The organism is Candidatus Liberibacter americanus str. Sao Paulo, assembly GCF_000496595.1.
GTDB lineage: Bacteria > Pseudomonadota > Alphaproteobacteria > Rhizobiales > Rhizobiaceae > Liberibacter > Liberibacter americanus.
Map to the genome: position 1 here is coordinate 641,487 of NC_022793.1, position 14,508 is coordinate 655,994.

A 14,508-nucleotide genomic window follows, 5' to 3' on the forward strand; every position below is an offset into this window, starting at 1 on the left:
GGAAAAGATTTTTTAGTCTTTTCCCTTTTTTCATAACTAATTATGTTTTAATTTCATATTAATATTTCTAATAGTTGATATCCTTTATAGTATTTTAATGTGTGATATTTGATTGTTGAGATTTTAATTAATTTATAGAAAACGTTAATTTTAAAAATATTAATTAATTTTATTATTGCCTTTAAGAGTTTTTATATTTTTCAAAATTATTATTTTATTAATAGTTCAATATTTTATCAAAATATTTATGAATATTGTCTTATTGATGTTTATTTTATTGATTTATAATTTTAGTATTTGAATCTAAATAAGATTTTACTTTAGTTTATTTTTGAATATTCTGATAATCGTTGATAATGATCTAATATGTTGTTATATATTTATTGCTTTAAAAATATTTTTTACATTGTGTATTTATTGTCAAAGAAAAAGATATCTAATAATATTATTCGCATTAAACAATCATTATAAGCTGCTAAATAACAACCAGATCTTCTATCAATTATTCTATATTGCCACACTAGTGCTATATTTAGAATATATAATTTTATGAGCTATTAACTGCTAGAGCTAATCTTAATTATAATAAATGAAAAAGTTAGGGAAAAGATAAAGCGTAAAATACGTTTAACAATATATGTTTTTTCTTGCTTTTTCAAAATTTTTACTTAACTTGCTGTCTTCGTGCCATTAATAATACTATTTATTCATTATAAATAATTTAAAAATGGTGGGCAATGAGAGATTCGAACTCCCGACATCCTCGGTGTAAACGAGGCGCTCTACCACTGAGCTAATCGCCCTCTGTATTCCAACTAATACAACAATATATTGACATTCGCAAATAAAAAAATGTATTTAATGCATAGTTTTTTTGTTGATAACAAAAAAAAACAAAATAATTTTTCTTAAAGGCATTGTTTTGTAATTTTATAATAGTAACTTACGAAAGTTTATTTTTCTCTTTGTTAATAATGTGCTTGTTATGTTTGTTTTATTTGATTAATATGCCTAATAGTTATGCATATTGTTATAGGACTATGTATCTGCTTTGAAGTGTTTGGATGCATATCTAGCATATGCGGGTGTAGCTCAGTTGGTTAGAGCGCCGGCCTGTCACGCCGGAGGTCACGGGTTCGAGTCCCGTCACTCGCGCCATTTATTTTTTTAGTTTGGACATGTATTTTTTTCTTAATTATATAATTAAATTAATGTAATTTTATTTTTAAAAATGCTATATTATCCCTGTTTGATGCTGACGTATGATCGTATTATGGAGATTAAGTTAGAATGATAGGATTTTTAGATTCTTATGCTCCGATTTTAGTTTTTATTTTTATTGTATCTGTATTATCCATTTCTATTTTAGCTTTCCCTTTTGTTTTTTCTCATAGATCTTATGATAAAGAAAAACTTTCAACTTATGAATGCGGTTTTGATCCCTTCGAAAATTCTCGTATGAGGTTCGATGTTAGATTTTGTTTGGTTTCTATTTTATTTATAATTTTTGATTTGGAAATTGCTTTTTTATTCCCATGGGCGATATGTTTTAAGAAAATTGGTTGGTTTGGTTTTTGGTCGATGATGGTATTTTTAGGGATACTGACTATAGGCTTTATATATGAATGGAAAAAAGGTGCATTGGAGTGGGATTGATGAAGCTTAATGATTATGCTCCTATTGGTAATTATCCCGATTTATTGAGACAACAAAGAGATGATTTTTCTGTTATTGGTCATCAATTAGATAATAAGGGATTCCTTGTATCATCTGTTGACCAGTTGGTGACTTGGGCTCGTACTGGATCGTTGATGTGGATGACATTTGGTTTGGCTTGTTGTGCCGTGGAGATGATGCATGCTTCTATGCCGAGATATGATCTTGAAAGGTTTGGTTTTGCTCCACGTGCTTCGCCTCGTCAATCAGATGTTATGATTGTTGCTGGTACGTTGACAAATAAGATGGCTCCTGCGCTGCGTAAAGTTTATGATCAGATGCCTGAACCCCGTTATGTGATATCGATGGGTTCTTGTGCTAATGGTGGGGGGTATTATCATTACTCTTATTCTGTTGTGAGAGGATGTGATCGAATCGTTCCTGTGGATATTTATGTTCCGGGGTGTCCTCCAACAGCGGAGGCTTTGGTTTATGGTATTCTTTTGCTCCAGAGAAAGATCCGTCGTATTGGAAATATCAAACGTTGAAAAGATAACTATATGATAATGCAGATTGAAAATCTTGGTGATTACATAGTTGATTCCTTTGGTGGTTCAGCGAAATGTTCTATTAATTCGATAGGTGAGCTGTCATTAAATGTTGATATTAGCGATTTAATTGCATTGCTTCGTTTTCTTCGTGAGGATGCTAATTGTTGCTTTATTAGTATTATAGATATATGTGGTGTAGATTTTTTAAGCCGAGAAGATCGGTTTGATGTTGTTTATCATCTTTTATCTCCTTTTAATAATTCTCGTATACGTGTTAAGATTGCAGTTCCTGAGAACTCTTCTATTCCTTCTGCGGTAAGCGTTTATCCTGGTGCAGATTGGTTCGAGCGCGAAGTATGGGATATGTATGGAATTAATTTCGAAGGTCATCCTGATTTGCGTCGCATCCTTACGGACTATGGTTTTAAAGGACATCCTCTTCGTAAGGATTTCCCGGTGAGTGGTTTTGTTGAAGTTCATTATGACAATGACTCTAAGAAAGTTATTTATGCTCCTGTTGAATTGATGCAGGAACATCGTGATTTTGATTTTTTATCACCTTGGGAAGGTTATGAATCTTTACCTTATAAAGGAGATTCTGGTAATGAGAATTAATGATAAAAATAGCAATATTTTCCTTGTGTTTTTTGTTTTTCGGAATGGGAGTTCCTTGTTTAATGAATGAGAAGAAAATTCGTGGTTTTACTATGAATTTTGGTCCACAGCATCCTGCGGCACATGGTGTTTTAAGACTTATTCTTGATCTTGATGGCGAAGTAGTAGAGCGTGTTGATCCTCATATAGGTCTTTTGCATCGGGGCACAGAAAAGCTGATTGAAACCAAGACTTTTTTACAAGCGGTTCCGTATTTTGACCGTCTTGATTATGTTGCGCCGATGAATCAGGAACATGCGTATGCTTTGGCTGTTGAACGCTTGATGAAAGTTGATGTTCCTATTCGAGGACAGTTAATAAGAGTTCTTTATTCTGAAATTGGGCGTATTCTTTCACATTTATTAAATATTACTACTCAGGCTATGGATGTAGGAGCATTGACTCCTCCTTTGTGGGGTTTTGAAGAACGAGAAAAACTCATGGTTTTTTATGAACGTGCTTCTGGATCACGCATGCATGCTGCTTATTTCCGCCCTGGTGGCGTTCATCAAGATATCCCACATTTATTGGTAGAAGATATTGGTATTTGGTGTGATTCCTTTCCTGAGATTATTGATGATATAAGTGATCTTTTAACTGAGAATCGTATATTTAAGCAACGTAATGTTGATATTGGTACTGTAAAACTTGAAGATGCATGGGGTTTAGGTTTTTCCGGAGTTATGATTCGTGGATCTGGTGCTGCTTGGGATTTGCGTAAGTCTCAACCATATGAATGTTACTCAGATTTAGATTTTGATATTCCGATAGGGAAACATGGGGATTGTTATGATCGTTATCTTGTGCGTATGCTTGAAATGCGTGAATCCGTTAAAATTATAAGGCAATGTGTTGATCTTTTGCTTGGGAAAAATAAGTTGGGACCAGTATCTTCGTCTGATACAAAAATTGTTCCTCCAAAACGATCTGATATGAAACGTTCTATGGAATCATTGATCCATCATTTTAAGCTTTATACTGAGGGATATCATGTGCCAGTTGGTGAGGTTTATGCATCTGTAGAGGCTCCTAAGGGGGAGTTTGGTGTTTATCTGATATCTGATGGAAGTAATAAACCATATAGGTGTAAAATACGTTCTCCTGGCTATGCTCATCTTCAAGCAATGGAATTTTTGTGCAAAGGTCATCAATTGGCAGACGTATCTGCTATTTTAGGTTCTCTTGATATTGTTTTTGGTGAAGTTGATAGATGAATTTTTATAAAGGATAATATATTAAAATATTATGTTATTTTTTTTGTTTTACAACTTGATATGATATAGGAAATATATGGTTAATCGTCGATTAGCAGAAGAAAAATTTCAGCCTTCATCTTTTTCCTTTAGTGAGGAAAATATGGTTTGGGCTAATAAAACTATTAGTAAATATCCTCCGTTACGTAGTCAATCTGCGGTTATCCCTTTATTAATGCGTGTTCAAGACCAGGAGGGATGGATTAGTCGTGCGGCTATTGAAGTGGTCGCAGATATGTTGGGTATGGATTATATTCGAGTCCTTGAGGTTGTAACTTTTTATACGCAGTTTCAATTGAGTCCTGTTGGCACATATGCACATGTTCAGGTTTGTGGAACTACCCCATGTATGTTGCGTGGATGTGAGGAGTTAATAAAGATCTGTCGTGAGAAGATCCACCAAAAGCCTCTTCATAGGAATAGTGCTGGAACTCTTTCTTGGGAAGAGGTTGAATGTCAAGGGGCTTGTGTTAATGCGCCGATGGTTATGATAGGAAAGGATACCTATGAGGATTTGACGCCAGAGCGTTTGGTTGAGATTATAGATGCTTTTGCTATGGGTAAGGGTGATAGCATATGTCCTGGTCCTCAAATTGATCGAATAAAATCTGCCCCTGCAGGAGGATTAACATCTCTTATTGAAGATGTTTCTTATGTTAAAGATGAAGGTTGAAAAGAATTAAATAAAAGTTAAATATATTACTTATAGTAATCTTTAATTCATGTTTTTTTTATTAAGTTATTGTAAAATTGCAAACGATTTAGTTAATATTTTGAGTTATTTTATTTAAATTGATGTCCTAAAAAATTGTTAGAAGAATTCTTGTAAATAAGATAGAAAAAATTAATACGAATAGTAGAATTATTTTCAAGGTATAAAGAAAGTCTAGATATGCTAGAGGACCAAGATCGTATCTTCAAAAATATATATGGTTTAAAGGGAGTTTCTCTTAGTGAATCTATTTTAAGAGGTCATTGGGATAATACTAAAAACATCTTAGCAAAAGGTCGTGAATGGATAATTAATGAAGTAAAAGCATCTGGCTTGCGTGGGCGTGGTGGTGCTGGTTTTTCTACAGGCATAAAATGGTCTTTTATGCCCAAGGTATGCTTGGATCGTCCTCATTATCTTGTTGTAAATGCTGATGAATCTGAGCCTGGGACATGCAAGGATCGTGATATTATGAGGCATGAGCCTCATTTGTTGCTAGAAGGTTGTGTTATTGCTTCTTTTGCTATAGGAGCGCATTGTGTTTTTATATATGTTCGCGGTGAATTTGTTCGTGAACGTGAATCTTTAGAAAGAGCTGTTGATGAGTGTTATAAAAATGCTCTTCTTGGAAAAAACAATAAGCTTGGCTATGATGTTGATATTATAATTCATCATGGCGCTGGAGCATACATATGTGGCGAGGAAACTGCTCTTCTTGAGAGCCTTGAGGGAAAAAAAGGTCAGCCTCGTTTGAAACCTCCTTTTCCTGCTAACTTGGGTTTGTATGGCTGTCCTACTATTATTAATAATGTTGAAACGATTGCGGTAATTCCTGCTATTTTACGTCGTGGTGCGAGTTGGTATTGCGGTTTTGGGCGTGAAAATAATAGAGGCACAAAACTTTTTTCTATTTCAGGTCATGTTAACTATCCGTGTACTGTTGAGGAAAGCATGTCTATAGTTTTTGAGGATTTGATTGAAAAACATTGCGGAGGAATAAAAGGAGGTTGGGCTAATTTATTAGCGGTTATTCCAGGAGGATCATCTGTTCCTTGTGTGCCGGGGGGGAAGATTAGAAATGCAGTTATGGACTATGATAGTTTAAAAGAGATGGGTTCAGGATTAGGCACTGCTGCTGTTATTGTGATGGATAAATCTACAGATATTATTAAAGCTATATGGCGTTTATCAGTTTTTTATAAGCATGAGAGCTGTGGCCAGTGTACTCCTTGTCGTGAAGGCACTGGATGGATGATGAGAGTGATGGAGAGAATGGTTATAGGCACAGCTAAGAAAAGTGAGATTGATATGCTTTTTGAGGTTAGTAAAAATATAGAAGGTCGTACAATTTGTGCTCTTGGAGACGCTGCAGCTTGGACAATACAAGGATTGATAAATAATTTTCGTCACTTAATTGAAGAGCGTATTGATCAGTACAGTAGGAATTCTATTTGAGGGAATTAGTAGTAAGTTCATAGCGAATATTAGAAAATGTTTTTGAAAAACATTATCTCGTGAAAGTGATCTATGCAAATGATGGTGAAATTAAAAGTTGATAATATAGAAATAGAGGTTCCAAATTACTTTACGCTTATGCAGGCTTGCGAGTTTGCTGGTGTTGAAGTACCTCGTTTCTGTTTTCATGAAAGATTATCTATTGCTGGTAATTGTCGCATGTGTCTAGTGGAGGTAAAGGGTGGTCCTCCAAAACCTCAGGCATCTTGTGCTATGAACGTTGTTGATTTGCGTGGAGGGCCTAATGGTGAATTGCCTGAAATTTTTACCAATACTGCCATGGTTAAAAAAGCTCGTGCAGGTGTAATGGAGTTTCTTCTAATTAATCATCCTTTGGACTGCCCTATATGCGATCAGGGTGGGGAATGTGATCTTCAGGATCAGGCTATGTTTTATGGGGTAGGATCTTCTCGTTATTGCGATGATAAACGTTCTGTTGAGAATAAGTATATAGGTCCATTAGTTAAAACTGTGATGAATAGATGTATACATTGTACTCGTTGTGTGCGTTTTATCACTGAAGTTGCTGGTGTGTCGGAGATTGGTTTGATTGGAAGAGGTGAGGATGCCGAAATTACTACTTATCTTGAACAGTCTTTGACATCTGAGCTTCAAGGTAACATAGTTGATCTTTGTCCTGTTGGCGCTTTAACTTCTAAACCATCCGCATTTACCAGTCGTCCATGGGAATTAACCAAGACAGATAGCATAGATATAATGGATGCTCTTGGTTCTGCAATCAGGATTGATACGCGTGATCGTGAAGTTATAAGGATTTTGCCTCGTATCAATGAAACTATTAATGAGGAGTGGATATCGGATAAAACGCGTTTTATCTGTGATGGACTTAGAACTCAACGTTTGGATCGGCCTTATGTTCGTATTGATGGTCGTTTAAAGCCTGTTAGTTGGGATTATGCTTTAAAAGCAATAAAATCTGAAGTTTTATCTCCCGGTGTAGAATTAAGTTCAATAGCAGGAGATCTTGCTTCTGTAGAAGAGATATACGCGCTTAAATTGCTGATGAATTTTTTGGGCTGTAATAAATTTGATTGTAGGCAGCATGGAGAGATAATTAATCCTTTTTACGGTCGTTCTAGTTATTTATTTAATCCTACTATTCAAGGGATAGATAAGGCTGGAGCAATGTTGATTATAGGATCTAATCCTCGTATTGAGGCTGCTGTATTAAATTCACGTATTCGCAAACGTTGGAGACGCGGTGATTTTCCAATTGGTGTAATTGGAGATGTTGAAAATTTACGATATGAATATGATCATTTAGGTTTAGGAAGTGAGGCTTTTTCTGATCTTATCTCAGGGAATAATCCTTTTTTAGAAAAACTAAGAAGTGTTGAAAATCCTTTAATTATGATAGGTCAAGGTGCTTTAAAATATTATCATGGTTTTGAGGTTATTGCTAATGCCGCAAAATTGGCAATAGATGTTGGAGGAGTTAGTGATTCATGGAATGGTTTTGCTGTTTTGCATACTTCTGCCTCACGAGTTGGAGCTTTAGATTTAGGATTTGTCCCTTCTAATGATGATGATTTAAATGCTATGAATTTTCTTAATAAAACCGATGTTGTATTTTTATTAGGAGCAGATGAGCTAGATTTTGATTGTAAAACTGCATTTACAATTTATATAGGCTCTCATGGTGACAGAGGGGCGCAGTCTGCTGATATTATATTGCCTGGAGCTTCTTATACTGAAAAATCAGGGTTATGGGTTAATACTGAGGGAAGAGTACAAATGGGAATACGTGCTAATTTTCCTCCTGGTGAAGCTAGAGAAGATTGGGCGATATTATGTGCTATTGCTAATGAATTGGGATGTAAATTGCCTTTTGATTCTTTGTCGCAATTGCGTTCTAATTTATTTTCTATTTATCCGCATTTTATGAAAGTAGATGAGGTGGTTAATTCTTCCGTAGATGCAGTTCATTCTTTGGCTAAAATGGCTGGTAATATGGCCAAAGGAAAATTTGATTCGATAATTGACGATTTTTATTTAACAAATCCTATAGCGAGATCATCTGCTACTATGGCTGAGTGTTCTCGTATGGCACAAAGTTATGATAAAGATGTTTTAGATAGAACAAGGAAATAGAAATAGTGTTTCATGGGCCAATAGACTTTATTTTTAATTTATTGTTTATAGTGATGAAATCAATTTTATTATTGGTTTGCTTGTTGATTTTTATATCATATGTTTTGCTTATAGATCGTAAGATTTGGGCGGCGGTTCAGTTGCGTCGTGGTCCTAATGTTGTTGGCCCTTGGGGATTATTACAGTCTTTTGCTGACTTCTTGAAGTTTTTGTTCAAAGAGCCTATTATTCCTAGTGAAGCAAATAAATTATTATTTCTTTTAGCTCCATTAGTCTCTGTTATTTTGTCTTTGTCTGTTTGGGCTGTAGTTCCTTTATCTGATGGATGGGTAATTGCAGATATAAACGTTGGTATACTTTATGTTTTAGCCATTTCATCTCTTGAAGTTTATGGGATTATTATTGGAGGATGGGCTTCTAATTCAAAATATGCTTTTCTTGGTGCATTGCGCTCTGCTGCTCAGATGATTTCTTATGAGGTTTCTATTGGTCTGGTGATAGTTACAGTTTTAATGTGTGTAGGTTCATTAAACCTTACAGATATTGTAAACGCTCAAAGAAGTGGTTTTGGAACCATGTTGGGTTTGCCTTCTTCAATATTGGATTGGCATTGGTTAGCTCTTTTCCCTATGTTTGTCGTTTTTTTTATATCTGTTCTTGCAGAGACAAATCGGCCTCCATTTGATTTGCCTGAGGCCGAGTCGGAATTGGTTGCTGGTTATATGGTAGAATATAGCTCAACACCTTATCTATTGTTTATGCTAGCAGAATATTCTACTATTGTTCTAATGTCTACTTTAACAAGTATTTTGTTTTTAGGAGGATGGTTACCTATAATTGATATTCGATTTTTTGAATATATTCCTGGTATTTTTTGGCTTATTTTTAAAACATTGGTAGTATTCTTTATAATTGCAATGGTTAAAGCATTTGTTCCACGCTATAGATATGATCAGTTGATGCGATTAGGATGGAAAATTTTTCTACCGATATCATTTTCGATGGTAATAATAGTTGCTTTTTATTTAAAGATTGCAACTTGATTATGTTGTATTGATTGATCTGAAAGAGTATAATGAGGTTGTTTCGTTTTAATATTGGTTTTCTTTTCTTAAAAGAATTTGTTTTGGCTTTTTGTTTGTCTATTCGTTATTTGTTCAAGCCTAAGGCTACAATTAATTATCCTTTTGAAAAAGGTCCAACTAGTCCCCGTTTTAGAGGGGAGCATGCGCTTCGTAGATATCCTAATGGTGAAGAGAGATGTATAGCTTGTAAATTATGTGAAGCTGTTTGTCCTGCACAGGCTATTACTATAGAAGCGGGCCCTCGTCGTAGTGATGGTACACGCAGGACTATACGTTATGATATTGATATGGTTAAATGCATTTATTGTGGATTGTGTCAGGAATCATGTCCTGTTGACGCTATTGTTGAAGGCCCTAATTTTGAATTTGCAACTGAAACTCGAAAAGAGCTTTATTATGATAAAAAGCGCCTTCTGGATAATGGTGATAGGTGGGAAAGTGAAATTGTTCGTAATATTATGACAGATTCTCCTTATCGTTAAGGAGTATTTATCTGATGACTGTTATAATATGCTGATTTTTAGTCATAAAAATATTTTTTGGACATTTGAATATGGTTTTACAATCTTTGTTTTTTTATCTATTTTCATTTATGGCGATAATGTCTTCTTTAATGGTTGTTATTTCACGTAATCCTGTTAATTCTGTTTTTTTTCTTATTTTTATTTTTTTGAATGCTGCAGGTATTTTGATACTTTTAGGGGCAGAGTTCGTAGCAATGATTACTTTAGTTGCTTATGTTGGAGCTGTAGTCGTTCTTTTCCTTTTTGTAATTATGATGATTGATATTAATATTGAAGGTGTAAAAAGCATAAGTACAAAACGTGGTTTTTTAGGTGCTTTTTTTATAGGAATTTTATCTGCTGAGCTTATTATAGGTGTTAGTGATCTAGAGGTTTTTGGATCTAAAGGAGATATTTCTATTTTATCTATTAGAGGCAGCAATACAGAATATCTTGGTACAGTTTTGTATACTAATTACGCATATCCGCTTGAAATAGCAGCATTCATTTTATTGTTATCTATGATTGGAGCAATTGTATTAACATTACGTCATCGCACTAATATCAAGCGTCAAAATATATCTAAACAGTTGGAGAGCAATTATGGCAATTCAGTTGAAATCGTTAAAGTTAAGTCAGGACAGGGGATTTAGGATGAACGTTAGTCTTTCTCACTATTTGATTGTTTCTGCAATTATGTTTGTTATTGGTTCTGCAGGTGTTTTTTTTAATCGCAAAAGCGTTATTATTATATTGATGTCGATAGAGATTATGCTATTGTCAGTAAATTTAAATATGGTTGCTTTTTCTGCTTATATGCATGATATAGCTGGGCAGGTATTTTCTTTGTTTATTTTAGTTGTTGCTGCTGCAGAAACTTCTATAGGTCTTGCTATTTTAGTTGTGTTTTATAGAAATAAAGGTTCAATTTCTGTTGATGATTTTAGTAAGATGAAAGGTTGAATTTAATATACTATGATTTATGAAGTTATAGTTTTTCTTCCTTTGTTTGGGGCAATTTTTTCTGGTTTTTTTAGTCGATTTATGGGGAAAAAACTTTCTGAAATTTTTCCTTCAGGGACTATGGTTATAGTTGCATTTTTATCTTGGATTGTTTTTTACAAAGTTTGTTTAAGCAGTGAAAATTTTCCGGTAATAAAACACAAAATATTTAATTGGATTGATTATGATTTAATTAATGTTTATTGGGGATTGCGTATAGATGCTCTTACATCTTTGATGTTTGTAGTTATTAATTCTATTTCTGCAGTTGTTCATATATATTCTATCGGATATATGCACGACGACAAGCATCGTCAAAGATTCTTTTCCTACCTATCATTTTTTACTTTTGCAATGCTTGTATTGGTTTCATCTGACAACTTATTGCAAATGTTTTTTGGATGGGAAGGAGTTGGGCTTGCATCTTATTTACTAATTGGTTTTTGGTCATTTAAAGAATCTGCACTAAAGGCTTCGATGAAAGCTTTTGTCGTTAATAGGATAGGAGATATAGGTCTTATAATTGCGATTTCTATGATATTTTACCTTTTTGGTTCATTCGAATTCGATGTTATTTTTAATAGAGCTTCTGAATATTGGAAAATTGGAGATTTGGTTTATACAGATATATCTTCATATAAGAGTATTGTTCTTTTTGGAATGAAAATACATGCTCATGATGCTATTTCAATTATTTGTTTTTTATTGTTTTTAGGGGCTATGGGAAAGTCCGCTCAATTTTTATTGCATGTTTGGCTTCCTGATGCGATGGAGGGACCGACTCCTGTTTCTGCTCTTATTCATGCAGCTACAATGGTAACAGCAGGTATTTTCCTTGTTGTTAGGATGTCATATTTGTTTGAACTTTCTCCTGTTGTTTTAGATTTTATTATGATTATTGGTTCTATTACAGCTTTTTTTGCAGCAACAGTTGCTATGGTTCAAAACGATATTAAACGTGTTATAGCCTATTCTACTTGTTCACAATTAGGTTATATGTTTGTGTCGTTGGGATGTGGTGCATATGGTGCATCTGTTTTTCATCTTTTTACGCATGCATTTTTCAAGGCTTTGCTTTTTTTAGGTGCTGGATGTGTAATACATTCAGTTTCAGGAGAGCAGGATATGCGTCGTATGGGTGGATTATATAAGGATCTTCCTGTCACATGTATTATGATTATTATTGGTGTTCTTGCTTTAATTGGATTTGGCATACCTGATACTAATATAGGTTTTTCGGGTTATTTTTCTAAAGATTTAATCTTAAAAGTTGCATATATGTCTTCATATAGTTTTATTCCTTTTTCCCTTTTATTAATTTCAGCATTGTTTACAAGCTTTTATTCGTGGAGATTAGTATTTTTAACTTTTTTTGGTAAAAGTAGAGTAGATAAAAATATATTGCATAAAATTCATGAATCTCCTTTAGTAATGCATATTCCTCTTTTTATTTTGGGAATAGGTTCTATATTTTTTGGATTTGTTTTTCATGATTACTTTTTTGGCAGCAAATATCATTTTTTCTGGAAGAAATCCATTTTTAGTTCACAGAATAATCATATTCTTGAAACGTTTCATAACATTCCTATATGGTTGGAATATATCCCTAGTTTGGCTATTTTTATAGGTTTTTTTATTGCGTTTATAATGTATATTATTTCCCCTAATCTTCCTAGATTTATTGCTGAAAAATTATCTTATATATATAATTTTTTTCAAAACGCATGGTATTTTGATAGATTTTATGATTTTATTTTTGTGCGTTCTGCCTTGGGTTTAGGAGATAATCTTTCTAAAAGAGTGGAAAGATCTATAGATAAATATGGGCCGGATGGTATTGCGTATTGCATGCGTTATATGTTTTCTTTTATCTCTCGTTTGCAAACGGGTTATATTTACAATTATGCGTTCGCTATGTTGATAGGCATTTCTATTTTAGTTATTTTAATTCTATTTAAGGTAAATATCTGGTGATTATGCCTCTATTATCGATTGTGACTTTTACACCTTTATTAGGTGTATTTATTTTGCTTATTGCTTCTTCATTGGGATATGGGCGTAAATATTTTTTTGGAATTTCTCTTGGAAGCAGCTTAATAAATTTTATTATTTCCTTAATAATATGGTTTTTATTTGACAAGAATAGTCACGGATTCATGATGGTTGAGTACCATCAATTAATCAATAATTTTTGCAATTATCATCTTGGAGTTGATGGTATATCAATTCTTTTTGTTGTTTTGACTTCTTTTTTATCTATTTTCTGTGTTATATCTGGCTGGATATCTATAAAAGATCGATTTAAGGAATATATGATTGCTTTCCTTATACTTGAATCGATGACTATAGGGACATTTTTATCTATAGACATAGTATTATTTTATATATTTTTTGAAGCTAGTTTGATTCCTATTTTTATTATAATAGGTGTTTGGGGTGGTAATGAACGTATTTATGCCGCCTATAAGTTTTTTCTTTATACATTTATAGGTTCGGTTTTTATGCTCTTGGCTATTATTTTTATATGCTGGACAAAAAATACGAGCAGTATGATAGATCTTTGTAAAGATCTTGGTTTACCCATGCATGTACAGTGCTTTTTATGGTTAGCTTTTTTCTGTTCCTTTGCAATAAAAATACCTATGTTCCCTTTCCACACTTGGTTGCCAAATGCTCATGTGCAGGCGCCAACTGCAGGTTCAGTTTTTTTAGCTGGAATTATGTTAAAAATAGGTGGATATGGTTTTATTAGGTTTCTATTGCCAATGTTTCCTTTAGCTACAAATTATTTTGCGCCAATGATATTACTGCTATCTGTTATAGCAATAATATATTCTTCTTTAGTAGCAATGGTTCAGAATGATATTAAAAAGCTCATAGCATATTCTTCAGTATCACATATGGGATATGTGACTATGGGTATATTTTCAGGAGTGCATAGCGGTGTTGCAGGTGCAATGTTTCAGATGTTGTCGCATGGTCTTGTGTCCAGTGCTTTGTTTTTTTGTATAGGTGTGATTTACGATCGCTTACATACTCGTGATATTTCTTCCTATGGTGGATTAGTTAACAATATGCCTAAATATGCGGTGGTGATGATGGTTTTTACTATGGCTAATGTTGGTCTTCCCGGAACTTCTGGTTTTATCGGTGAATTTTTAATAATTATGTCTGTTTTTCAAAAGCATATTATGATTGCTTTTTTTGCTTCTTTAGGAGTTGTATTATCTGTATTATATTCTTTATTGCTTTATCGTAAGGTTATTTTTGGAGTTACAGATAGAAAAGAAGTAAAGGAATTATTAGATATTTCTTTTTATGAATGTTGTATTATATATCCTATTGCTGCACTAACTATTATTTTCGGAATATATACTGTGCCAGTTTTTGAAACATTTTTTGTTCCTATTTCTTTTATTATGAAAAATTATATGTAGAGAAAAGGATTTGATTAGCCCATAGATA

Annotated in this window: 12 protein-coding genes, 2 tRNA genes and 1 pseudogene; 14 read left to right on the plus strand and 1 reads right to left on the minus strand. The window is 33.5% G+C overall.

The window, feature by feature from the left end; translation table 11 throughout:
- Window positions 1-728: 728 nt before the first annotated feature.
- A tRNA-Val gene (locus LAM_RS02745) sits at window positions 729-803 on the minus strand.
- A 278-nt stretch (window positions 804-1,081) separates the two neighbouring features.
- On the opposite strand from LAM_RS02745, the gene LAM_RS02750 reads away from it, so the two are divergent.
- From LAM_RS02750 to LAM_RS02815, 14 genes and pseudogenes are all read left to right on the plus strand, one after another.
- Window positions 1,082-1,158 (plus strand) — tRNA-Asp (locus tag LAM_RS02750).
- 132 nt (window positions 1,159-1,290) lie between these two features.
- Window positions 1,291-1,656 carry an NADH-quinone oxidoreductase subunit A gene (locus tag LAM_RS02755; protein WP_007557239.1) on the plus strand — a complete coding sequence of 122 codons (366 nt, stop codon included), beginning with the start codon at window positions 1,291-1,293 and terminating at the stop codon, window positions 1,654-1,656.
- Window positions 1,626-2,204, plus strand: a complete 579-nt coding sequence (locus LAM_RS02760; RefSeq protein ID WP_023466280.1) for a NuoB/complex I 20 kDa subunit family protein — start codon at window positions 1,626-1,628, stop codon at window positions 2,202-2,204. Before LAM_RS02755 ends, LAM_RS02760 begins: the two co-directional genes overlap by 31 nt.
- 12 nt (window positions 2,205-2,216) lie before the next feature.
- A complete protein-coding gene (locus LAM_RS02765) occupies window positions 2,217-2,822 on the plus strand; it encodes an NADH-quinone oxidoreductase subunit C (protein ID WP_007557237.1) in 606 nt (201 codons plus the stop codon).
- A gap of 62 nt (window positions 2,823-2,884) precedes the next feature.
- Entirely contained in the window at window positions 2,885-4,075 is a 1,191-nt protein-coding gene (locus LAM_RS02770; protein WP_007557236.1) for an NADH-quinone oxidoreductase subunit D, read from the plus strand.
- Between the two features lie 76 nt (window positions 4,076-4,151).
- Window positions 4,152-4,751: pseudogene (gene nuoE / locus LAM_RS02775) on the plus strand (NADH-quinone oxidoreductase subunit NuoE); the annotation flags it as partial.
- Window positions 4,752-5,006: 255 nt separating this feature from the next.
- Window positions 5,007-6,281 carry an NADH-quinone oxidoreductase subunit NuoF gene (gene nuoF / locus LAM_RS02780; protein WP_007557232.1) on the plus strand — a complete coding sequence of 425 codons (1,275 nt, stop codon included), beginning with the start codon at window positions 5,007-5,009 and terminating at the stop codon, window positions 6,279-6,281.
- Window positions 6,282-6,362: 81 nt separating this feature from the next.
- Window positions 6,363-8,453: an NADH-quinone oxidoreductase subunit NuoG gene (gene nuoG, locus LAM_RS02785; protein ID WP_051050879.1), complete on the plus strand. Its 2,091-nt coding sequence runs from the start codon at window positions 6,363-6,365 to the stop codon at window positions 8,451-8,453.
- 5 nt (window positions 8,454-8,458) lie between these two features.
- Window positions 8,459-9,496 carry an NADH-quinone oxidoreductase subunit NuoH gene (gene nuoH / locus LAM_RS02790; RefSeq protein ID WP_007557230.1) on the plus strand — a complete coding sequence of 346 codons (1,038 nt, stop codon included), beginning with the start codon at window positions 8,459-8,461 and terminating at the stop codon, window positions 9,494-9,496.
- Window positions 9,497-9,528: 32 nt separating this feature from the next.
- Window positions 9,529-10,020: an NADH-quinone oxidoreductase subunit NuoI gene (gene nuoI / locus LAM_RS02795; RefSeq protein ID WP_023466288.1), complete on the plus strand. Its 492-nt coding sequence runs from the start codon at window positions 9,529-9,531 to the stop codon at window positions 10,018-10,020.
- A gap of 71 nt (window positions 10,021-10,091) precedes the next feature.
- Entirely contained in the window at window positions 10,092-10,694 is a 603-nt protein-coding gene (locus LAM_RS02800; protein ID WP_007557228.1) for an NADH-quinone oxidoreductase subunit J, read from the plus strand.
- A gap of 1 nt (window position 10,695) precedes the next feature.
- Window positions 10,696-11,004, plus strand: coding sequence for an NADH-quinone oxidoreductase subunit NuoK (gene nuoK / locus LAM_RS02805; RefSeq protein ID WP_007557227.1), 309 nt, complete (start codon window positions 10,696-10,698; stop codon window positions 11,002-11,004).
- A gap of 12 nt (window positions 11,005-11,016) precedes the next feature.
- The gene (nuoL, locus tag LAM_RS02810) at window positions 11,017-13,017 is read left to right on the plus strand and encodes an NADH-quinone oxidoreductase subunit L (protein ID WP_007557226.1); all 2,001 of its coding nucleotides are present in this window, start codon (window positions 11,017-11,019) and stop codon (window positions 13,015-13,017) included.
- Window positions 13,011-14,480 carry an NADH-quinone oxidoreductase subunit M gene (locus LAM_RS02815; RefSeq protein ID WP_187288003.1) on the plus strand — a complete coding sequence of 490 codons (1,470 nt, stop codon included), beginning with the start codon at window positions 13,011-13,013 and terminating at the stop codon, window positions 14,478-14,480. The genes nuoL and LAM_RS02815 overlap by 7 nt, the downstream gene beginning before the upstream one ends.
- The last annotated feature ends 28 nt before the right edge of the window (window positions 14,481-14,508 follow it).